Source organism: Polaribacter sp. 2405UD43-2, from assembly GCF_058147125.1.
This window is the reverse complement of record NZ_JBYVJX010000011.1, coordinates 1-23649: the sequence shown is the minus strand read 5'-3', so window position 1 is coordinate 23649 and position 23649 is coordinate 1. Positions and strand designations below refer to the sequence as shown.

Annotated in this window: 20 protein-coding genes; 7 read left to right on the top strand and 13 right to left on the bottom strand. The window is 30.6% G+C overall.

Annotated features, from left to right (window positions below; genetic code table 11):
• From ACY2RX_RS12925 to ACY2RX_RS12915, 3 genes are all read left to right on the top strand, one after another.
• Positions 1-273, top strand: coding sequence for a hypothetical protein (locus tag ACY2RX_RS12925; protein ID WP_490104395.1), 273 nt, complete (start codon positions 1-3; stop codon positions 271-273).
• A 12-nt stretch (positions 274-285) separates the two neighbouring features.
• Positions 286-549 (top strand): hypothetical protein, encoded by a 264-nt coding sequence (locus ACY2RX_RS12920; RefSeq protein ID WP_490104394.1) that lies wholly within the window; start codon positions 286-288, stop codon positions 547-549.
• Positions 550-668: 119 nt separating this feature from the next.
• Positions 669-2693: a 2,4-dienoyl-CoA reductase FMN-binding domain-containing protein gene (locus ACY2RX_RS12915; RefSeq protein ID WP_490104393.1), complete on the top strand. Its 2025-nt coding sequence runs from the start codon at positions 669-671 to the stop codon at positions 2691-2693.
• Here the strand turns inward: ACY2RX_RS12915 and aspA are convergent.
• Positions 2688-4115 carry an aspartate ammonia-lyase gene (gene aspA / locus ACY2RX_RS12910; RefSeq protein WP_490104392.1) on the bottom strand — a complete coding sequence of 476 codons (1428 nt, stop codon included), beginning with the start codon at positions 4113-4115 and terminating at the stop codon, positions 2688-2690. The two genes, ACY2RX_RS12915 and aspA, sit on opposite strands and share 6 nt — an antisense overlap.
• A 165-nt stretch (positions 4116-4280) precedes the next feature.
• Here aspA and ACY2RX_RS12905 point away from each other — a divergent pair, with 165 nt between their 5' ends.
• From ACY2RX_RS12905 to ACY2RX_RS12895, 3 genes are read left to right on the top strand one after another with little or no spacing between them, the layout of a single operon-like run.
• Positions 4281-4463, top strand: coding sequence for a CAL67264 family membrane protein (locus ACY2RX_RS12905; protein WP_490104391.1), 183 nt, complete (start codon positions 4281-4283; stop codon positions 4461-4463).
• 53 nt (positions 4464-4516) lie between these two features.
• Positions 4517-6208 (top strand): energy-dependent translational throttle protein EttA, encoded by a 1692-nt coding sequence (gene ettA / locus ACY2RX_RS12900; RefSeq protein WP_490104390.1) that lies wholly within the window; start codon positions 4517-4519, stop codon positions 6206-6208.
• 6 nt (positions 6209-6214) lie between these two features.
• Positions 6215-6385, top strand: coding sequence for a hypothetical protein (locus tag ACY2RX_RS12895; RefSeq protein ID WP_490104389.1), 171 nt, complete (start codon positions 6215-6217; stop codon positions 6383-6385).
• A 206-nt stretch (positions 6386-6591) separates the two neighbouring features.
• On the opposite strand, the gene ACY2RX_RS12890 is transcribed toward ACY2RX_RS12895, so the two are convergent.
• On the bottom strand, positions 6592-7023 hold the full coding sequence (locus ACY2RX_RS12890; RefSeq protein WP_490104388.1) for a DUF6265 family protein: 432 nt from the start codon (positions 7021-7023) through the stop codon (positions 6592-6594).
• A gap of 70 nt (positions 7024-7093) precedes the next feature.
• Between ACY2RX_RS12890 and prfA the strand changes: the two genes are divergently transcribed.
• Positions 7094-8170 (top strand): peptide chain release factor 1, encoded by a 1077-nt coding sequence (prfA, locus tag ACY2RX_RS12885; RefSeq protein ID WP_490104387.1) that lies wholly within the window; start codon positions 7094-7096, stop codon positions 8168-8170.
• 283 nt (positions 8171-8453) lie between these two features.
• Here the strand turns inward: prfA and ACY2RX_RS12880 are convergent, their stop codons facing one another.
• The 11 genes from ACY2RX_RS12880 to thrS form a co-directional block, all read right to left on the bottom strand.
• Complete coding sequence (locus ACY2RX_RS12880; RefSeq protein ID WP_490104386.1) at positions 8454-10859, bottom strand: glycoside hydrolase family 31 protein; 2406 nt, start codon at positions 10857-10859, stop codon at positions 8454-8456.
• 267 nt (positions 10860-11126) lie between these two features.
• Entirely contained in the window at positions 11127-13034 is a 1908-nt protein-coding gene (glgB, locus tag ACY2RX_RS12875; protein ID WP_490104385.1) for a 1,4-alpha-glucan branching protein GlgB, read from the bottom strand.
• Positions 13035-13038: 4 nt separating this feature from the next.
• Complete coding sequence (locus ACY2RX_RS12870) at positions 13039-14655, bottom strand: trehalose synthase (RefSeq protein ID WP_490104384.1); 1617 nt, start codon at positions 14653-14655, stop codon at positions 13039-13041.
• Positions 14656-14660: 5 nt separating this feature from the next.
• Positions 14661-16598 carry an alpha-1,4-glucan--maltose-1-phosphate maltosyltransferase gene (locus ACY2RX_RS12865; RefSeq protein ID WP_490104383.1) on the bottom strand — a complete coding sequence of 646 codons (1938 nt, stop codon included), beginning with the start codon at positions 16596-16598 and terminating at the stop codon, positions 14661-14663.
• 44 nt (positions 16599-16642) lie between these two features.
• The gene (locus ACY2RX_RS12860; RefSeq protein WP_490104382.1) at positions 16643-17908 is read right to left on the bottom strand and encodes a glucose-1-phosphate adenylyltransferase; all 1266 of its coding nucleotides are present in this window, start codon (positions 17906-17908) and stop codon (positions 16643-16645) included.
• A 4-nt stretch (positions 17909-17912) separates the two neighbouring features.
• Positions 17913-19118 carry a glycogen synthase gene (gene glgA, locus ACY2RX_RS12855; RefSeq protein WP_490104381.1) on the bottom strand — a complete coding sequence of 402 codons (1206 nt, stop codon included), beginning with the start codon at positions 19116-19118 and terminating at the stop codon, positions 17913-17915.
• A gap of 222 nt (positions 19119-19340) precedes the next feature.
• Complete coding sequence (locus ACY2RX_RS12850) at positions 19341-19919, bottom strand: hypothetical protein (RefSeq protein WP_490104380.1); 579 nt, start codon at positions 19917-19919, stop codon at positions 19341-19343.
• Between the two features lie 88 nt (positions 19920-20007).
• Positions 20008-20352: a 50S ribosomal protein L20 gene (rplT, locus tag ACY2RX_RS12845; RefSeq protein ID WP_109406024.1), complete on the bottom strand. Its 345-nt coding sequence runs from the start codon at positions 20350-20352 to the stop codon at positions 20008-20010.
• A 157-nt stretch (positions 20353-20509) separates the two neighbouring features.
• Entirely contained in the window at positions 20510-20707 is a 198-nt protein-coding gene (gene rpmI / locus ACY2RX_RS12840; protein ID WP_298949978.1) for a 50S ribosomal protein L35, read from the bottom strand.
• A gap of 128 nt (positions 20708-20835) precedes the next feature.
• The gene (gene infC / locus ACY2RX_RS12835) at positions 20836-21354 is read right to left on the bottom strand and encodes a translation initiation factor IF-3 (RefSeq protein WP_262885939.1); all 519 of its coding nucleotides are present in this window, start codon (positions 21352-21354) and stop codon (positions 20836-20838) included.
• Positions 21355-21470: 116 nt separating this feature from the next.
• Positions 21471-23414, bottom strand: a complete 1944-nt coding sequence (gene thrS, locus ACY2RX_RS12830) for a threonine--tRNA ligase (RefSeq protein ID WP_490104379.1) — start codon at positions 23412-23414, stop codon at positions 21471-21473.
• Between the last annotated feature and the right edge of the window lie 235 nt (positions 23415-23649).

Below are 23649 nucleotides of genomic sequence, written 5' to 3'. Positions count from 1 at the left end.
ATGAAAAGAGTTATAGTAGATTACTCAAAACTGACTACTAATATTTTAGATTTATTAGTAGAAAAATATCCTGATGGTTATGGTTATAACGATATTATTTCTTTTCAAAATACGAAAGGAGAAACCGTTAAAGCTGTTGAGGTTAGAACTGATGATACTATTTATTTAGTAAAAATAAGTAATCAGTTAGAAAGAACTATGGAAGATTATATAGATGACGAAGAGTCTTTTGAAGATGCTTCTTCTTTTGATGAAATAGATAATGAAATTTAAACATTAAATACAATGAATTATTACAACGCAAAACAATCTCTTTCAGCAAATGGGATGTTTATTGGGTATTTAGAAGGATATGCTACATTTCAATTAGAAAATAATGATATAATTGATTTTGAACAAGTTAATAAAAGAATATTAGATGTTTACGATTTAAAAACAAGTGAGTTTAAAAATAAATTTTTTGAAATATATTATACAGAAATCTTTGATGATTCTGATGAAGAATATTTTGTGGTTTATAAACTAGATGATTTAAAGTTATTGGAATAGTTTATAAGTTTATGTAATAATAAAGTTCTGATGTTTTTTAATGTCAGAACTTTTTATTTTCTAAAAAATTGTATCTTGCAAAGTGTTATGCGTGCATAATAAATTTAATTCCAAGACAAATGAAATACAAACACATTTTTGAACCTTTAGATTTAGGTTTTACAACTTTAAAAAATAGAATTCTTATGGGTTCTATGCATACAGGTTTAGAAGAAGAAAAAAACGGAATAGAACGTATTGCAGCCTATTACGCAGAAAGAGCAAAAGGAGGGGTAGGTCTTATTGTTACTGGAGGTATTGCACCAAACATACAAGGTTGGACAGCTCCTTTTTCTGCAAGAATGTCTACCAAAAAACACGCAAAACATCATCAAAAAATAACAACAGCAGTTCATAAAGAAGGAGGTAAAATTTGTATGCAAATTTTACACGCAGGTCGTTATGGATATCATCCTTTTAATGTAGCTCCCTCTAAAATAAAATCGCCAATTACACCTTTTAAACCTTTTAAATTAACAGAATCTGGAATTAACAGAACCATTCGCGATTTTGTAAATTCTGCAAAATTATCTAAAGTTGCAGGTTATGATGGAGTAGAAATTATGGGTTCAGAAGGCTATTTAATCAATCAATTTATTGTAAAAAGAACCAATAAAAGAACAGATTCTTGGGGCGGAGATTATAAAAACAGGATGCGTTTACCCATAGAATTGGTAAAACAAACTAGAGCAGCTGTAGGTAAAGAATTTATCATTATTTACAGATTATCAATGTTAGATTTGGTAGAAAACGGAAGTTCTTGGCAAGAAGTTGTTCAACTTGGAAAAGAAATTGAAAAAGCAGGAGCAACTATTATTAATACCGGAATTGGTTGGCATGAAGCTAGAATACCAACCATTGCAACTTCAGTTCCAAGAGCAGCATTTACTTGGGTTACTAAAAAAATGAAAGAAGAAATCTCAATTCCGTTAATTACTTCTAACAGAATAAATATGCCAGAAACTGCTGAAAAAATTTTGGCAGCAGGAGACGCAGATATGATTTCTATGGCACGTCCTTTTTTAGCAGATCCAGAATGGGTACATAAAGCAAAAGCAAATAAAAGCGATGAAATTAATACGTGTATTGGTTGTAATCAGGCTTGTTTAGATCACGTTTTTCAGCAAAAAGTAGCCAGTTGTTTGGTAAATCCGAGAGCTTGTCATGAAACAGAATTGAATTATAATCTTGCAGATAATAAGAAAAAAGTTGCGGTAATTGGTGCAGGACCAGCAGGTTTAGCAGCAGCTACAATTGCAGCCCAAAGAGGTCATATGGTTACTTTGTTTGATGCAGCCTCAGAAATTGGTGGTCAATTTAATATGGCAAAACAAATTCCTGGAAAAGAAGAATTTTATGAAACCATTCGTTATTTTAAGAAACAAATTGAAATCCATAATGTAAATTTAAAACTAAATACTAAAGTTGCTGTTGATGATTTAAAAGATTCAGATTTTGACGAAATTGTCATTGCCACAGGAATTAAACCAAGAGCATTAAAAATAGAAGGCATTAATCATCAAAAAGTTCTAAGTTATATTGATGTTTTAAAACATAAAAAAACAGTGGGTAAAAGAGTTGCTGTGATTGGAGCTGGAGGAATTGGTTTTGATGTATCAGAATATTTATCACATAAAGGAGCATCTACATCACAAAATATTGATGCTTGGTTAAACGAATGGGGAATTGATAAAACACTTGAAGCCAGAGCAGGAATTGAAGGAGTTAAACCAGAATTTGAAGCTTCATCAAGAGAAATTTTTATGTTTAAAAGAAGTAAAGGAAAATTTGGTGGAAATCTTGGTAAAACTACAGGCTGGATTCATAGATCCACTTTAAAAAAGAAAAAAGTACAATTTATTGGTAAGGTTTCTTATCATAAAATTGATGACCAAGGTTTGCATTATACGCAGAATGAACAGCAAAAGGTTTTAGAGGTTGATAACGTAATTATCTGTGCAGGTCAAGTTCCTTTCAAGGAATTATATCAGCCATTATTAGACTTGGGTAAAAATGTTCACGTAATTGGTGGCGCAGATTTTGCAAGTGAATTAGATGCAAAAAGAGCAATTAATCAAGGAGCAAGATTAGCCGCTAAATTATAGTTTGTTTTTATATAAAGTTGCTTTATATATTGGATGCATTAAGTTTTCTTCACTTAAAATTTGGTTGAGTTGCGCTTCTGATAATAACTTTTTTTCAAGTACAAGTTCTTTTATTGACTTACCTGTTTTTATGGCTTCTTTACCAATTAAATCTCCCATATGATGACCAATATATGGATTTAGAAAAGTAATAATTCCTACTGAATTTAGTACCATATTTTTGGTGTGTTCAGCATTTGCAGTAATGTCTTTAATACATTTTTCTCCTAGAGTAATACAAGCATTAGAGAGTAATTCTATAGATTCAAAAATGCATTGTGCAATTACGGGTTCCATAACATTTAGTTGTAATTGCCCAGCTTCAGCAGCAAAAGAAACAGTAACATCGTTTCCTAAAATTTTATAACAAACTTGGTTTACAACTTCAGGAATTACAGGATTCACTTTTGCAGGCATAATAGAAGATCCTGCTTGCATTTCAGGAAGATTAATTTCGTTAAATCCACATCTAGGGCCAGAAGAAAGTAGTCGTAAATCATTGCAAATTTTTGATAGTTTTACAGAGGCTCTTTTTAAAGCGCCAGAAATCATTACATAAGCACCACAATCTGAAGTTGCTTCTATTAAGTTTTCTGCTTTTACAAAATCAGTTTTTGTTAATTTTTTTAAATGATTAATCGCTTTTTCAGAAAAATCTTTAGGCGCATTTACTCCTGTACCTATTGCTGTACCTCCAAGATTTAACTCTAAAATTAGATTTCTAGCAGTTTGTAAACTTTTAATTTCTTCTCTTAAATTAGTTGCCCAAGCATTAAATTCATCACCCAAAGACATAGGTACAGCATCTTGCAATTGAGTTCTTCCCATTTTTAAAACATTCTTAAATTCATCGCCTTTTTTCTCAAATTCAATAATTAAAGAATTTAGTTTTTTTATTAAAATATTCATATAAAAGTAAATGGCAACTCTAAAACCAGTTGGGTAAGCATCGTTTGTAGATTGAGATTTATTTACGTGATCATTTGGGTTTAAAAAATCATAATCGCCTTTAGATTTACCTCCAATTTCTAAAGCAACATTAGCAATAACTTCATTTGTATTCATATTAACTGAAGTTCCTGCACCACCTTGAAAAACATCCGAAGGAAAATCTTTGGTGTAATTTTTAAGGTTTTCCATTATTAAATTGCAAGCCGAAATTATTAAATCTGCTTTTTCTGAAGAGATAGAACCAATTTCTTTATTTGCTAAAGCACAAGCTTTTTTAGTAACAACCAAAGCTTTTATAAACATTGGGTAATCTCCAATTTTTGTATTCGAAATTTTAAAATTATTAATAGCTCTTTGTGTATGAATTCCATACAAAACATCATTACTAATCTCTAATTCTCCTAATAAATCTTCTTCTATTCTAAAACTCATAATAAAAAATTTGATTTATAAATATACCACAAAATTATTTTTTAGGAATTAGATTTATAAAAAAGAGAAATATTTTAATCTTGTATAAAAATAAATATTTATTCCGATATTTGTTGGCTATGTTTCATAAAGAAATAAGGTATATTTCTTTAAAACGAATTTATTATGGGAATGAACAAAAATACGGTGCTTGCGTGGGCAACTTTAATAATGATTTTAGTAGGATTAGGTTTAATTGCTTTAGGAGCTTTTAGGTATGATGAAGTTGCGGGCTGGGGTTTTGCGGCTGTTGGCGTTGGTTTTTTTGCGATTGCATGGGTTTTTAATGCTCTAAAAGGAAGAGTTTAAAAAAAGGCTACAATTTTAAGTAGCAGTTTAAATTTTATAAAAAATAAGAGAAAATGTCAGACGATAAGAAAGTCATCTTTTCGATGAATAAGGTTTCTAAAACCTATCAATCAACAGGAAAACAAGTTTTAAAAGATATTTATTTAAGCTTCTTTTACGGAGCAAAAATTGGTATTTTGGGTTTAAATGGATCAGGAAAATCAACTTTATTAAAAATTATAGCTGGGGTAGAAAAGAATTTTCAAGGCGATGTTACTTTTTCTCCTGGTTATAAAGTTGGATATTTAGAACAAGAACCGCAATTAGATCCAGAAAAAACAGTGATTGAAGTTGTTAGAGAAGGTGTTGCAGAAACAGTTGCAATTCTAGACGAATACAACAAAATAAATGAACTATTTGGTTTAGAAGAAGTCTATTCTGATGCAGATAAGATGGAAAAACTAATGAACCAACAGGCAGAATTACAAGACAAAATTGATGCTGCCAATGCTTGGGAATTAGACACCAAATTAGAAATTGCAATGGATGCTCTAAGAACTCCAGATTCTGATAAGAAAATCGGAGTTTTATCTGGTGGAGAAAAAAGACGTGTAGCCTTATGTAGATTGTTGTTACAAGAGCCAGAAATTTTATTGTTAGATGAGCCAACAAACCATTTAGATGCAGAATCTGTACATTGGTTAGAACATCATTTAGCACAATATAAAGGAACTGTTATTGCAGTTACGCACGATAGATATTTCTTAGATAATGTTGCAGGTTGGATTTTAGAATTAGATAGAGGAGAAGGAATCCCTTGGAAAGGAAATTACTCTTCTTGGTTAGATCAAAAATCAAAGAGAATGGCTCAAGAAAGTAAAACTGCTTCTAAGCGTCAAAAGACTTTAGAACGTGAGTTAGAATGGGTTCGTCAAGGAGCAAAAGGTCGTCAAACCAAACAAAAAGCACGTTTGAAAAACTATGACAAGTTAATGAGTCAAGACCAAAAACAAGTTGATGAGAAATTAGAAATCTACATTCCTAATGGACCACGTTTAGGAACTAATGTTATTGAAGCTACAGCTGTTTCTAAAGCTTTTGATGATAAATTATTATATGAAGATTTAGCTTTTAATCTTCCGCAAGCTGGTATTGTAGGAATTATTGGTCCTAATGGAGCAGGAAAAACCACGATTTTTAAAATGATTATGGGAGAAGAAACTCCTGATAAAGGTACTTTTAAAGTTGGAGAAACTGCAAAGATTGCTTATGTAGATCAAGCGCATTCAGATATAAATCCAGATAAAACAATTTGGGAAAACTTTTCTGATGGGCAAGATTTAGTAATGATGGGAGGTAAGCAAGTAAATTCTAGAGCTTACTTAAGTCGTTTTAATTTTTCTGGAAGCGAGCAGAATAAAAAAGTAAACACACTTTCTGGTGGAGAAAGAAACCGCTTGCATTTAGCAATGACTTTAAAAGAAGAAGGAAATGTGTTATTGTTAGATGAACCAACAAACGACTTAGATGTAAATACACTAAGAGCATTAGAAGAAGGTTTAGAAAACTTTGCAGGTTGTGCTGTAGTAATTAGTCATGATAGATGGTTTTTAGACAGAATTTGTACACATATTTTAGCTTTTGAAGGAGATTCTCAAGTGTATTTCTTTGAAGGTTCTTTCTCAGATTACGAAGAAAATAAAAAGAAACGTTTAGGAGGAGATTTAATGCCAAAACGTATTAAATATAAGAAATTGATTAGATAAAAAAATATGAAAAATAGAACTTTAAAACTTTTAATTTTGGCTGTATTTATTATTTCTTGTGAGCGAGAAAGTACATGCAAAACTAAAACGGAATGTTTTAGTGATGGAAATGGAGGGCAAAGGTGTATTGAAAAACCTATTCCTGGTACTTGTATAGATAATAATTTTGGTTTTTAATGAATAGTTAAAAATAATTTTACATAAAAAAATGTAAAATAAAAAGCCCCATTTCTTTTAGAAATAGGGCTTTTAACTTCTACTTTTTCTATCACAACTAATTGCTAATAAGTCAGATAATAATTTCAAAAAATGATGTTACAAAGTTATAAAACTACTGTAAAAAATAAAATAGGTGTTTATACCTATTTTTAATGGTTGATGAATTAATTTCTCTTAAAAATAAAATCAATTTTAAAACTGTTTGCAGAAACTTCTGCTTTTAATAAATTTTGTTCTTTATAATATGTAATTTTTTTAGGAAATTCATTTTTAGGATTTTCACAAACAAAAGAAGTATCCGTTTCTGAGGTAAATTTAAACAAAGTTGGATTTTCATTTACGCTTTCAACCATTAAAAAAAGCGTGTCATTTATAGAAATTATACTCAATATTTCTTTAAATATTGTGTCTTTATTTTTTAGTGTAAATCCAATTCCTGTAAAATCTGATTTCCAGTTTTCATAAGTTGTATTTCCTTTTTTATCATTTGTACGCATCCAATTTCCAATTAAAAAAGATGGTTTTTTCTGTTTTTTAATTTGATTCTTACAAGAAAACATCAACAGAAAACAAAAAGAAAAGAATACAGGTTTCATAAAAAAAAGTTTGCTTTCTCCAAATATACCTATAAAAATTGTAAATTCGCAATCCAAGAAAAGATAGCAAATGTTAGATAAATTAAGAATTGTAAAGCAGCGTTATGATGAGGTTTCTGATTTAATTATTCAGCCAGAAATCATTATGGATCAAAAACGTTACGCGCAATTAAGTAAAGAGTATAAAGATTTAGGTGATGTTGTAAAAAAAGGTAAAGAATACCAATCTTTATTAAACAATATTGACGAAGCCAAAGAAATTATTGCTGATGGTTCTGATGCAGAAATGGTTGAAATGGCGAAGTTGGAAATGGATGAAGCTAACAATAGAATTCCTGAATTAGAAGAAGAAATTAAGTTTTTGCTAATACCCAAAGATCCTGAAGATTCTAAAAATGCAGTGGTAGAATTACGTGCAGGAACAGGTGGAGATGAAGCCAGTATTTTTGCTGGAGATTTGTTTAGAATGTATACAAAATATTGTGAGTCTAAAGGATGGAAAGTATCTACAGTAGATTATTCTGAAGGTACCAATGGTGGTTTTAAAGAAATTCAGTTTGAGGTTTCAGGTAATGATGTTTACGGAACATTAAAGTTTGAAGCAGGTGTTCATCGTGTGCAAAGAGTACCACAAACAGAAACCCAAGGGCGTGTGCATACTTCTGCTGCAACTTGTATGGTTTTTCCAGAAGCAGAAGAATTTGATGTTGAGATTAATCCAAAAGATGTTCGTATCGATTTTTTCTGTTCTTCTGGTCCTGGAGGTCAATCTGTAAATACAACCTATTCTGCAGTGCGTTTAACACACATTCCAACTGGTTTGGTTGCACAATGTCAAGACCAAAAAAGTCAACATAAAAACAAAGAAAAAGCGTTTAAAGTTTTACGTTCTCGTTTGTATGATATGGAGCTAGCCAAAAAACAAGCAGAAGATGCTTTAAAACGTGGTTCTATGGTTTCTTCTGGAGATAGAAGTGCTAAAATTAGAACTTATAATTATCCGCAAGGACGTGTAACAGATCATAGAATTGGTTTAACCTTGTACGATTTATCTAATATTGTGAATGGCGATATTCAAAAAATTATTGATGAATTAATGTTAGCTGAAAACACAGAGAAACTTAAAGAATTAGGAGACGGATTTTAGATTTTAAATACTATAAACTAAAAACTCAAAATGTACATTTTGAGTTTTTTTTATTTCTTTTTTAAGTATAAAAAAAAGCGATTAAAGTTTAGGGGAACCTATTAATCGCTTTTTACGTTAAACAAATATTTAAGAAATCTTAAACATCTTATTCTTGGGGTAAGAAATAATTCTGTTACAAATATATAGCAGTAAAATATTACTCACAATACCCATTTATGGGGTTTTTTTCTCTTCACGGAAAACCGTGAGAAGACTCACGGAAAACCGTTAGATTTTTATTCTATTTTCCAAATAAATGAAGTTCTGTAAACTCTTTATCTATTAGTATAGATTGAGTTCCTCCGTTTTTAACATCTTCTAAAGAAATTTCTACGTTATCTAATTGAATAGAAGTAATTGTAAATGGTAAATTGTGAAAAACAATATTAAATTTCTGATATGCTGCATCAAACAAGCCTTCTTTATGTTGTTGTAAAATAAATTCTTGTTTTTTACCTGTTACTTTAAAAGTTCGTAAACTATATCTTCCTTTCTTATAATCATATCCATCATGCGCATCATCAAATAATTGAGATTTTTCTTTCCCTTCTTTATAATAAACGTCTAAGGTAATTTTATCCATTTTCTTTTCACCAACATATTGCTGAACAGGATATTTTGGGATTACTGCGCCTTCTTTAATAAAGATTGGCATACTGTCTATATCTGCATCTACCCACATTTCTTTACCACCTTCTATTACTTCATCTGTCCAGAAATTATACCATTTACCTCTTGGTATGTACATTCTTCTTCCTTTGGCATTTGGTTCTATTATTGGGCAAACTAAAATATTTTCGCCATAAATAAACTCATCACTTCTATAATGCGTACCAGAATCTTCTTGGTCAAATAATACTAAGGATTTTAAAATAGGAGTTCCTTTTGTGATATAGTTCCAAAAAGCAGTATATAAATAAGGTAAAAGTTGATATCTAATTTCGATGAACTTACGAACGATATCAGTAATTTCATCACCAAAAACCCAAGGTTCTTGATCTCCATGATCTCCAGAAGAATGTACTCTACAAAATGTATGGAAAATTCCTAACTGAATCCAACGTGCAAATAACTCTCCTTGTGGTTGCTCTGCAAACCCACCTATATCACTACCTGCAAAAGAAAAACCAGACATAGCCATTCTTTGTGCTTGATTGTTTGCAATTGCTAAATGTTCCCAAGTTGCAACATTATCTCCCATCCAAGTAGATGTGTAACGTTGTGTGCCAGAATATGCTGCTCTAGTAATTACAAAAGGACGCTTTGGATAAGAGTATTTTTTTAATCCGTGATAAGTGGCACGTGCCATTTGCATTCCATAAACATTGTGCGCTTTTCTATGCGAACAAGGATTGCCATCGAAATCATGACGTACATCATTTGGAAAAGATTTGTTAGGAACATCCATAACTGCTGGTTCGTTCATATCATTCCAAACACCTTTAACACCAATATCTTCTATTAATTCTTTAAACAAACCTTCCCACCAAGTTCTTACTTCTGGTTTTGTAAAGTCTGGAAAATAACATTCTCCTGGCCAAACTTTACCTTTCATATAAGGTCCGTCTGCGCGTTTACAAAAATAATCTTTGTCTAAAGCTTCTTTAAAAACGTCGTATTCTAAATCGATTTTAATTCCTGGATCTATAATAACTACGGTTTTAAAGCCATCGTCTTCTAGTTCTTTTACCATTCTTTTTGGATCTGGAAAATGGTTTTTATCCCAAGTAAAACAACGGAAGCCATCCATATAATCGATGTCTAAATAGATAGCATCGCAAGGTATTTTTAAGTCTCTAAAAGTTTTAGTTACTTCTTTTACATTACTTTCTGGGTAATAACTCCATTTACATTGATGAAAACCTAACGCCCATAAAGGTGGTAAATGTTGAGGTTTACCTGTTAAATCTGTATAGTTTTTAACAACATCTTCCATTTTTGGGCCATAAATAAAGTAGTAGTTCATTTCTCCACCTTGTGCCCAAAAACTAGAAACATTTCTTCTTTCGTGTGCAAAATCGAAATGAGTTTTAAAAGTATTATCGAAAAAAATACCATAAGATTTATCGTCTTGAATGGCTGTATAAAAAGGAATTGCTTTGTAAATAGGGTCTGTATCTTTGCCAAAAGCATAAGAATCTGTTACCCAATTTTCGAAACGTTTTCCTTTTAAATTAATATCTACAGGCTTGTCTCCTAAACCGTAATAACTTTCGGCTTTTTGACAAACTTTACTCATTTTTACAATGTCTCCACCATATTCGTAACTTTCTTCCCAATGAAAACCAATTTCGTCTTGATTGATGATTTTTAAATCTTTTGCATCATATAAACTTACTTGTAGGCTTTGTTTTTCTACTTTACAAATTAATTTAGAAGTTTTTATGATGTAGTGTGTTTCTTCTTCTTCTACTTCTAAAAAGTTATAACCTCTACTTGCATATTTTGTAATTCCATAAGAAAAATCTTTATCAAATTTACCCGTTGTAGAATATCTAAACCTAAGCACACTATCTCTTACAACAGTAAGTTGTAAAATAACATTGTTTTTTGTTGTAAAATATAAAGTGTCAACATCTTTTTTATAGTTGACAATTTCTGATGGAAATAAATTTCCTTTTTGTTCTAGTTCTGTATTAACAATCATTGTTTTGGTTGTTTTTTATGACTTGTAAAAATCGTGAATTTTAATAGCTTACAAAGTTTAAAGCTTTGTTATTTACGATAACGTTTTAGTCAATTTTAGGCGCAAAAATATTGTTTATTTATTTAAAAATTAGTGTGATATAATTTCTTTTAAAAATATTGTATAAGATTTTTTATAGTCATTAAAAATGACTTTTTTTTTTATGAGGTTTAAAAAAAGAAACCCTCTTTTTTATTAAAATATCAAAATAAATAAGAGGGTTTTGTTTTATTTATATTTAAAAGCAATCATACTTAAGGGAGGTAAATTTAATTCTACAGAATTTTCTCTACTATTCCATTTTTTTTGTTCTGATTTTAAATTGATGTTTTTAAAATTACCAGTGCCATTATATTTTGTTGCATCACTATTAAAAACTTCTTTTAAAGTTCCTGATTTAGGCAATCCAATTCTGTAATTTTCTCTAGGTATGGGGGTTAGGTTTAATACGATAATGATATTGTCTTTTTCATTGATTCCTTTTCTGAAATAAGAAAGTACCGAATTTTGATGATCTCCAAAATCAATCCATTCAAAACCTTCGTGAGAGAATTGTTTTTGATGCAAAGCTGGTTCTTTTTTGTAGAATTTATTCAAGTCTTTTACTAAAGTTTGTGCACCTTTATGAACTTCATAATTTAATAAATGCCAATCTAAACTACCGTTAAAATTCCATTCAGAAGTTTGTCCGAATTCACCACCTTGAAACAATAATTTTGCTCCAGGATGCGTATACATAAAGCTATATAATAAACGTAAGTTTCCAAACTTTTGCCATTCATCTCCAGGCATTTTATCAACTATCGCTTTTTTACCATACACTACTTCATCATGAGAAAGAGGTAGCATAAAGTTTTCTGTAAAAGCGTAATTTAAACTAAAAGTCAATTCGTTTTGATGATGTTTTCTGTAGATAGGTTCTTTGGCAAAATAATCTAAAGTGTCATGCATCCAACCCATCATCCATTTCATACCAAAACCTAAACCACCATCGTAAATTGGTCTCGAAACTTGAGGAAAAGAGGTAGATTCTTCTGCAATAGTTTGCACATCTGGGAAAGATTCATAAACTGCTGCGTTCATTTCTTTTATAAAACTAATTGCTTCTAAGTTTTCTCTACCGCCAAATTCATTAGGTTCCCATTGTCCTTCTTCTCTAGAATAATCTAAAAATAGCATAGAAGCAACTGCATCTACTCTTAAACCATCTGCATGATATTGGTCTAACCAAAAAATAGCGTTACTAATTAAAAAGGCTTTTATTTCGTTTCTTCCGTAATTAAAAATTAAACTTTTCCAATCTTGATGATATCCTTTTCTTCTGTCTGGATGTTCGTATAAATGAGAACCATCAAAAAAACCTAATCCATGATCGTCTGAAGGAAAATGAGAAGGCACCCAATCTAATAAAACGCCAATTCCTTTTTCGTGAAATTTATCAACTAAATATTTAAATTCATCTGGAGTTCCAAAACGCGATGTTGGAGCAAAATATCCTGTTAATTGATAACCCCAACTTGGGTCATAAGGATATTCCATAATGGGCATAAACTCTACGTGGGTAAAGTTCATTTCTGCAACATAATTTACTAAATCATCTGCCAATTCTCTATAGCTTAAAAAACGATTTTCTTCAATTTGTTTTTTCCAAGAACCTAAATGAACTTCATATACAGAAAAAGGTGCATCTAACGCATTTTTTTTCTTTCTGTTTTTCATCCATTTTTTATCGTTCCAAGCATAATCATCTTCCCAAACTACAGAAGCAGTTTTTGGTGGATGTTCACATCTTCTTGCAAAAGGATCTGCTTTTTCTGTAGTTATATCGTTGTTAGAGCTTCTAATTTTGTATTTGTAAATGCAGCCTTTACCAACATTTGGTATAAATCCTTCCCAAATTCCGCTTCCATCCCAACGTACATTTAAATGATGTTCTCCTTCTAACCAAAAATTAAAATCGCCAATTACAGAAACGGATTTAGCACTGGGTGCCCAAACTGCAAAATAGGTTCCTTTTTCTCCATCTGAAGTTGTAATGTGAGCACCAAATTTTTCGTAAAGACGGTAATGTTTTCCTGCCTGAAAAAGGCTGATGTCAAATTCTGTAAAAAGACTGTGTACTTTTGTTTGCGCCATAGTTTTATGAGTTCAAAATATTTGCAATACCTTTTAGAGGTATTATTGTCCATTTTGGTCTTGAGTTAAGTTCGTAACCTAACTCGTAAATTGCTTTTTCTAACAAGCAATACTTCAATATAAAGGTTCTTTCTTCTTTATAACCAATACTTAGGTTTTCTTTTTGGGTGATGTTTCTATAGGTTTCTAAAAAAACAGCAACCATATATTTGTATAATAATTCGCCATATTCAAAAAGTTCTTCTTGTGTTTTTGAATAGCTTTTTTGGTTACTAAAAATTGTTGAATAAATTGCATAATGAAAAGATCTAAACAAACCAGCAACATCTTTTAAAGGTGGCTGTTTTACTTTACGATCTCTAATGGTACTTTCGGGTTCTCCTTCGAAATCTAAAATACAAAAATCATCATCTTGTACTAATATTTGTCCTAAATGATAATCTCCATGAATTCTTATACGTTCGCCTTTTAACTTAGTCCAATCAAAATTAACTAGGCGTTTTCTAATTTCGTTTTTTTTGTTTAAAAAATCTTTTGCCAACTCTAGAGAATACCCTTCTAATTTATGCAAATTATTTTCTGTTAAGTTTAATCTATTTTGAAATTGATAAGTTAATCTATTTTTTAGCCAAACTGTATAATCGCCATTAAAACGACTGGGAGTAAAGGTGGTTTCTTCGAATTCTGAACCTAAAGTAATATGCATTTCTGCAGTTCTTTGTGCTAATAAATTTATTTTATTCAATAAATTTAAACCTACCCAATCTACCATTTGAGGTGGTAATTCAGATATTTTCCTCCTTTCAAAAATTGGAATATCTGGTAAGTCTTTCAGTTTTATTTTTTTACTATCTATAGATTTAAAAGTTGTGTGTAATTCTTCTAAAAAATACTGCCAAGCATCTCCATTATTAGCAACTAATTTTTGCATTAATGCAATGGTAATATTGGTGTTTTCAGAATCTATAATATTCATACTTCCTAAATAAGGAGGCGTGTTTTTAAAATCTTTTTTATGCGATAAAAAACGACTCATTTCATAATCAGGGTTTTTATCGGCATAAATTCTTCTAAAAAATTTTAAGATAAAAGCATCATTATAAATAATGGATGTATTGCTTTGTTCCACGCCCATAAATCTTGATGATTTATAAGGCGGAAAACTAAAATCTTCTGATTTATGATATTGTACAGGCGTTTTATCTATTGGTAAAGCTGCGCTAATTCTTTCGTACACAACTTTTCTAAAAGCTTCTAAATGCATAGCATCTATAATATAGCCTTCTTGGTTTTTTACTTTTAGAGGAAGAATTCTGCCATCTTTTGTGTACTTTTTATCAGAAACAAAAGCGATGGGTAAAAAATAGTGATGATAAAAAGCCTCAATAAAATTTACTTCTAAAATTAGTCCAAAATAGACTTCGCCATTTTTTTGAATTTTGAAGTATTCGCTTAATTCTATGTATTTTAATTGACTAGATTTGCCTCCATACCAACGTTGCTTTTGTATGTATTCTTCTAAAATATCTGATAAAAAAACATTCACAAAACCTTTATCTTCAATAAGTTTTTCCCATTTGTTTTTAGAAGAATAAATCATTGGTTTAGACTCAGTTTTCATCTTTTTTATTTGTTTATTTTAAAAATATGAAAAGGTAAATTAGCGTGTAATTCTACATAATTCCATTCATTATACCAATTGTAACAATTTCTTGTTACTAAATCTTCTACCTCTATTTTTTGACCGTGATTTATTTTTAAATTATACAAAGGCAATTGAACAGAACCTGTTTGAGAGTTATATGCATCTAAACTGATAACCGTTAAGGTTTCATTGGTTCTATTATCATTCCATTTATAAAAAGCAATTAATTGATCATTTCCTGTTTCTACAAATTTTATATTATTTGTTTGTTGATAAGACTCGTTTTCTTTTCTAATAGTATTAATTCTAGCAATTAAAGTAGTTACTTTATTTTCTTTAAACCAATCGTAATGACAAAGTTGAAACTTTTCTGACATATAATATTCCTCTTTTCCAGGGATTGGATCACTTATCATTTGCTCAAAAACAGGACCATAAATACCAATATTAGAACTTAAAGTTGCCGCCAATGCATAACGTTGCAAGTATTTGCTTTCAGGTGCTCCTTGTAAATGAAACGGATTGATATCTGGTGTATTTGGCCAAAAATTTGGACGCATATATTCTTTTTGATTTGTTTGCGTTAAATCATTCACATACTCCATCAATTCATATTTAGAATCTCGCCAAGTAAAATAAGTGTAAGATTGTGTATAACCTTGTTTTGCCAATTGTTGCATTACTTTTGGTCTTGTAAAAGCTTCTGCTAAGAATAACACATCTGGGTGTTGTTTTTTTACTTCGGCAATAATCCATCCCCAGAAATAGTAAGGTTTTGTATGCGGATTATCAACTCTAAAAACATTAATTCCACAATCAATCCAATATAATAATGTGTCTAAACATTCTTTCCAAAGGTTTTTAAAATCTTTTGTTTCCCAATAAATTGGAAGTATATCTTGGTACTTTTTTGGAGGATTTTCTGCGTATTGTACAGTTCCGTCAGGTCTCCATTTAAACCAATCTGGATGTTGGGTAACCCAAGGATGATCTGGTGCAGCTTGCAAAGCATAATCCATTGCAACTTCAATTCCTAATTCTTTTGCTTTGGCAACTAAGTTTTTAAAATCGTCTAAATTCCCCAATTCTGGATGAATGTCTTTATGGCCACCGTGTTTTGAGCCAATTCCCCAAGTAGAACCCACATCGCCTTCTTGGGCAACTGTTGTATTGTTTTTACCTTTTCTGTTTACTTCTCCAATAGGATGAACAGGAGGGAAGTATAAGGTGTCAAACCCCATTTTTGCAATTCTTGGTAGTAATCTGTGGCAATCATTAAAAGTGCCGTGTTTGCCTTCTTGTTCTGAGGCAGAACGTGGAAAAAATTCGTACCAAGTACTAAATCTAGCTTTTTCTCTATCTACATAAACTTGGTATTCCTTAGAGGTTTCTGTTAGAAATTTTTGAGGATATTTTTTAAAAACGGTTGCTAACTTTTCTGAGATAGCTTCTTTTATTGCTTCTGAATAGCAATCAGGATTTTTAAAAATAGTAACAAGATGTTGTAAGTATTCTTTTTCTTGTTTGGTCACTTTTTTAGCAATTTCTGCAATTAATTCTGCTCCTTCTAAAAGTTCTGAATTTACGTGTTGATAGTCGTCTATTTTTCTTTCAATACCATGTTGCCAGTTTAAAGCATAATCTACCCAACCTTCAACTTTATAAGTATAAAAACCTTGTTTTATGGTTTTGAAACTAGCTGTATATTCATCATTTTCTGTGGGTAACATTCTAATTTCTGACCACTTTCTTTCTTTTTGATGTTTGTATAATAAACTGGCTTGCAGTATGTCATGACCATCTACTAAAACATCTGCAGTTACGTTTACAATTTCATTAACAACACGTTTTATAAATACGGTTCCTTGGTTAATTTGTGGAGCAATATTTTCTACAACAATTCTACTTTGATTTTGCATTTATTTGGTTAATTTATAATAATAAATATGTAAGAAAGTTTAGACTAGCCTATGTTGGTTCCTTTTGGTATTGTGGCATCTTTTTTAATAACAACAATTCCGTCTTTAACCATATAAGTGTCTGTTTCAGTATCTTTTATGTGAGTTCCGCCATTAATTCTTACATCGTCTCCAATTCTACAGTTTTTGTCTATTATACAGTTATGAATGTAACATCTATCTCCAATTCCCATCATAATTTCTATGTTGTTATTTGCTACTTCTTCTAAAGATTCATAAAAATCATTACCCATCATATAAGTATTAGAAATTAATGAGTTTTTACCAATTCTAGAACGAATGCCAATAACAGCTCTATCAATTTTTTCGGCTTGAATGATACATCCATCAGCAATTACAGCTTTATTTAAAATAGTACCAGAAATTTTAGAAGTAGGTAAAATTCTTGCTCTAGTATAAATTCCTTTTTCGCCATATAAATTAAATTGAGGAACACTATCTGTTAATCCTAAATTGGCTTCAAAGAAAGAATCTACATTACCAATATCTTCCCAATAACCTTCATATTGATAACTTAATGTTTTGTGTTTGTTAATTGCTTGTGGTATAATTTCTTTCCCAAAATCATTAGTATCTGGGGTTTTCATTAACTCAACCAAAAGATCTCTGTTAAAAATATAAATTCCCATTGATGCTAGGTAATCTCTACCTTGAGCTTTCATTTCATCACCAACATCAGAAGTCCAATTTGGTAATAATTCTGCAGCGGGTTTTTCTATAAAAGAAGTAATTACATTTTCGTCATTAGTTTTTAATAAACCAAATTCTGTGGCTTCTTTTGATGATACAGGATAGGTGGCAATAGAAATTTCTGCACCACTTTCTTCGTGTTTTTTAATCATATCATTAAAATCCATTTGATATAATTGATCTCCAGAAAGTATTAAAGCATACTCAAAATCGTGTTGTAAAAAATGTTGCATACTTTGTCTTACAGCATCTGCAGTTCCTTGAAACCACTTATCGCTATGAATGGTTTGTTCTGCGGCTAAAACATCAACAAAAGCAGAACTAAAAAAACTAAAATGATAGGTGTTTTTAATATGTGCATTTAATGAAGCAGAATTAAATTGAGTTAGCACATACATTCTTTTTATATCGGTATTGATACAATTAGAAATAGGGATGTCTACTAATCTATATTTACCAGCAATAGGTACTGCTGGTTTAGATCTGTCTTTTGTTAGCGGGTATAATCTAGAACCTTGTCCTCCTCCTAAAATAATTCCTAATACTTTATCATTTATCATTGCTTTATTTTTTTAATGATTTATATAATTCTTCTACTTGTTTTGCTATTGATGTCCAGTCGAAATAATCTTCCACTCTTTTGCGTCCTTTTTTTGCCATTGATGCTCTAAGTTCAGGATTCTTAATTAATTTATTTACACCATCTGCTAAATCTTTGGAAAATTTTTCTGGATTTACAGGTTCAAAAGGAGCTGAGTCTTGTTGTTCTACAGGGATTAAAATTCCTGTTTCGTTATTTACAACCACTTCTTTAATACCACCAACAGCACTTGCAACTACAGCAGTATCACAAGCCATAGCTTCAATATTTATGATGCCAAAAGGTTCATAAATTGATGGGCAACAAAAAACATCTGCATGCGAATAGAGCTGAATGATTTCTTTTTTAGTAACCATTTTATCAATCCAAATAACATTTTTACGTGTTTTTTTAACTTCGTTAACAGCACCTTCCATTTCTTTGCCAATTTCTGGAGTGTCTGGCGCGCCTGCACAAAGTACAATTTGTGTTTCTGAATCTATATATTTTATGGCATTTACTAAGTGAATAATCCCTTTTTGTCGGGTAATTCTACCTACAAAAAGTACATAGGGTTTGTTTTTATCAATTCCATATTCATCTAAAGTAGATGTTTTTGTAGTAGTTACATATTCTTGTAAATTAATACCGTTATAAATAACTTTAACTTTGTTTTTATCAACATTAAAATGTTTTAAAACATCTTCTTTTGTTTCTTCTGAAACAGCAATTAAAGCATCTGCCATTTCTATTGCCGTTTTTTCTATCCAAGAAGATGCATCGTAACCACGCCCTAACTGTTCTCTTTTCCAGGGTCTTAAAGGCTCTAAAGAATGTGTTGTAATTACTAGAGGAATTCCGTAACACAATTTTGCTACAATACCCGCAAAATGCGCATACCAAGTGTGGCAATGAACAACATCAGCATCTATTGTTTCTGCATTCATATGCAAACCTGTACTTAGGGTTTTAAATACCGCTTTAAGTTTGTCATCAGAATTATTAAAAATAGGATTTTCAAATGGAAACCCTTTTACTGTTAAGTTATTGCTAGATTCATTCTGATCTCCAAAACATTTAACATCAACTTTCATAAGTTTAGTTAATTCTTCTGCTAGATATTCTACGTGAACACCAGCTCCACCATATACATAAGGAGGGAATTCTCTAGTAAAAAAAAGGGCTTTCATAATTTTTTTGTAGTTTGGTTTTTATTATTTTTTGCCGGTCAAAAAACGACCATTAAGGTATAATAATAAGTGCAAAATTACAAAATATAAAAGTACTTTTTTTTGTTTAAAGAATAATTATTAGTTTAATAACATTAAGGTTGTAATACATATTATTTCTGATGATTTAGCATAAATAATGTTATTGAAAAATAGATGTAATAATTCTTAAAATGCTTAAAACTAAACATTTCGCTGTTTGTTTATTTCGTCTTGAAGCTGTCTTCTTAATTTTTGCTCTCTTTCTAGCGATTTTTTTCTATGTTGTTCAAATTCTTGTTCAACATCAATTAAACTCTCTTTTGCTTCTTTTGTAAGAATGTTGCTTCTAGAAAACTTAAAAATAAAGTAAGATAATGCTAAAAGTAAAATCAAAATAAGACTCCATAATAAAAGATTATAAGTTGTTTTACTTAATTGAATGCCAAAAAGAGAAATTGAGTTTTCTTTTTTGTTTGATGCTTCTAAATCTAATTGCGTTTTAGATAAAAGGTTTTTTGTTTTTTCTATATTAGCTCTTTCTTCTTTTAATTGATTTTCTTTTTCAGAAATAATTTCTTTGGATGTTTTTAAAGAATCTAAAACATTTAATTTTAATTTTTGATATTTTTCTTTACTAATTACTTTATAGGTTTGATATGTGCTCGATTTTCTGTAAAGTTCATTAAATTGATTTTTTATAGAATTGCTTTCTTTTGTTACTTCTTGCGAAAAAGTGAGTGTAGTTGTTAAAGTTAATAAAGCTATTAAAAAAGATTTCATTAGTTTGTTGTTTTGTTTGGAAATGTAAATTTATAAAAAAAACCCAAACGAGAATGTTTGGGTTTTATTATAAGCAAGTAATTAATATTTATTTAATTTTCTCTACAACTGCCTTAAAAGCTTCTGGGTTGTTTACAGCTAAATCTGCTAAAACCTTACGGTTTAATTCGATATTGTTAGCTTTTACTTTTCCCATAAACTGAGAGTAAGACATTCCGTGTAAACGAGCTGCAGCGTTAATACGCACAATCCATAAAGAACGGAAGTTTCTCTTATTGTTTTTACGGTCTCTATATGCATAAAGCATACCTTTTTCAACCGCATTTTTTGCTACTGTATAAACGTTTTTTCTACGTCCGAAGTAACCTTTTGCTGCTTTCAAGATTTTTTTTCTTCTATTTCTTGAAGCTACTGAATTTACTGATCTTGGCATAATTTCAATGTTTTTTGTAGTAGGCGATTATTTAATTACGAATCGGTTAATTGCAAATTATGAGTAGTACTCAATAATTCATAATTCATAATTCATAATTCATAATTCTTTTGCTTAGCCTAACTCCATGGTTAATAATTAAATTCCCTTATTAAACTTATTTTAAGTTTAATTGTTGCTTAATGTTAGCTTCATCAGACTTATGTACTAAAGTATCATGAGTTAACTTTAATTTACGTTTTTTAGACTTCTTTGTTAAAATGTGACTTTTAAACGCGTGCTTTCTTTTAATTTTTCCAGTACCAGTAACTTTAAATCGTTTTTTGGCGCTAGATTTTGTTTTCATTTTAGGCATCTCTCCTTCGTTTTTAACTTGCTTATAAGCCTCTCACAACCTCTCCAAAGGAGAGGAGTTAAAAGCTGTTTTTTATATTTTATTTAATTCCTAGTCTCCTCCCTTTGGGAGGATTAAGGTGGGCTTCTTTATTTTGTTTTTTTAGGAGCAATAAACATAATCATACGTTTACCTTCTAATTTTGGTAATTGCTCTACTTTACCATATTCTTCTAGTTCTTGCGCTAGTTTTAAAAGCAAAATTTGTCCTTGTTCTTTAAAGATGATAGATCTTCCTTTAAAGAAAACAAATGCTTTTAATTTTGCTCCATCTTGTAAAAACTTAATGGCGTGTTTCTTCTTAAATTCGTAATCATGCTCATCTGTCTGAGGTCCAAAACGTATTTCTTTAATCGTCACTTTTGTTGCCTTAGATTTTAAAGCTTTTTCACGTTTCTTTTGCTCGTACAAGAATTTCTTGTAATCAATAATTTTACAAACAGGAGGTTTTGCTTTTGGTGATATCTCTACCAAATCTAACTCTTGTTCTCTGGCCATTTCCTTCGCTTTTGCTAAAGGATATACGCCAACTTCAACGTTATCGCCAACTACACGAACTTCATCAACATACTTTATTTTGTCGTTAATTCTGTGTTGATCTTCTTTGATTACTCTTAGTGGTCTTCTAGACCTGCTTCTTCTAATTGCTATGACTTATAAATTTAAAAGTTAATTTATGACTGATTATCAGTCTTTTATTTTATTCTTTACTTAGAAATTCAAAATTACTTAAATTTCTTCAATGTTTTGTTTTCTTCTTCTTTAATTAAAGATACAAATTCTTCAATTGTATATGTACCTAAGTCGCCTTCACCGTGTTTTCTTACAGAAACTGTACCATTTTCTTCTTCTTTTTCTCCTACAATCACCATAAATGGGATTTTACTCACTTCTGCATCTCGTATTTTACGTCCGGTTTTTTCACTTCGGTTGTCTACGAGGGCGCGAATTTCGGAATTTTCTAACGATTCTAAAACTTTTTCGGTATATTTTTGATATTTCTCACTGATTGGCAGAATAATAACTTGATCTGGCGTTAACCAAAGTGGGAAATTACCTCCTGTATGTTCTAATAAAACTGCAATAAAACGTTCCATAGAACCAAAAGGTGCTCTATGAATCATTACTGGTTGGTGTAATTGATTGTCTGAGCCTTTATAAGTTAATTCGAAGCGTTTTGGTAGTTGATAATCAACTTGTATAGTTCCTAATTGCCAACTTCTTCCTAAAGCGTCTTTTACCATAAAGTCTAATTTAGGGCCATAAAATGCAGCTTCACCTTCTTCAATAACATAATCTAAACCTTTGTCTGATGCTGCAGAAATAATTGCATTCTCGGCGATTTCCCAAGTTTTAACATCACCTATATATTTATCAGGATTACTTTTGTCTCTAATAGATACTTGTGCAGTAAAATCTTCGAAACCTAAAGAACCAAAAACATATAATACTAAATCAATCACTTCTTTAAATTCTTGATCTAATTGTTCTGGTGTACAAAAAATATGAGCATCATCTTGTGTAAAACCTCTTACACGAGTTAAACCGTGTAATTCTCCACTTTGTTCATATCTATAAACGGTACCAAATTCGGCAAAACGTTTTGGTAAATCTTTATATGAGTAAGGTTTAAAGTTGTATACTTCACAGTGATGAGGGCAATTCATAGGTTTTAATAAAAACTCTTCATCCATTTTCGGAGTTTTTATCGCCTGAAAACTATCTTCTCCATATTTTTCATAATGTCCAGAAGTAACATACAATTCTTTCTGACCAATATGTGGTGTCATTACCATTTCGTAACCTGCTTTTTTTTGCGCCGCTTTTAAAAAGTTTTCTAAACGAGCGCGCAAAGCAGCTCCTTTTGGTAGCCATAAAGGCAAACCTGCTCCAACTTTTTGCGAAAATGTAAACAGTTCTAATTCTTTTCCTAATTTTCTGTGATCACGTTTTTTGGCTTCTTCTAAAAGTTCTAAATACTCTTTTAGCATTTTTTGTTTTGGGAAAGAAATTCCGTAAACACGTGTTAGCTGATTGTTCTTTTCATCACCTCTCCAATACGCGCCAGCAACATTCATTATTTTTACGGCTTTTATGATGCTAGTATTTGGTATGTGTCCTCCTCTACATAAGTCTGTAAAATTACTGTGGTCACAAAACGTGATATCACCGTCAGTCAAATTTTCAATCAACTCAACTTTATACGGATTGTTTTCTTCTTTATATAATGACAAAGCATCAGCTTTAGAAACATCGCGCATTTTAAATTCGTGTTTTCCGCGAGCAATTTCTAAAAACTTTTTCTCAATTGCAGCAAAATCTTTTTCAGAAATCGTTTCATCACCTAAATCCAAATCATAATAAAAACCATTATCAATTGCAGGCCCAATAGTTAATTTTGTATTTGGGTGAAAGCTTAAAATCGCTTCCGCCAAAATATGAGCAGAAGAATGCCAGAAAGCCTTTTTTCCTCCATCGTCATTAAATGTATATAAAATTAATGAACCATCAGTGATTAATGGAGTAGTGGTTTCAACAGTTGTTCCGTTAAAATTGGCAGAAATCACGTTTCTTGCAAATCCTTCACTTATGTTTTTAGCAACATCCATAGGAGTACTGTTTTTGGCAAACTCCTTAATACTTCCGTCAGGTAAAGTAATTTTAATCATTTAGTGTATAATATTTAAGGCTGCAAAGATATTAGAAAACAATTTTTCACACAATATATATATGTACTAATTAATAATGTGTTTTTTCGGATGTTCTTTTCTTTTAGTCAGGTTTTGTTTTTTGTTATTATTCTCATAAAAGTATGTTATTTCCATTCCTAACGGGGGTTAATTGCATTTTTAGTATTTTGTGAATGCCAGAAGGTATTTTTTATTTAATGATTATAGAAATAAG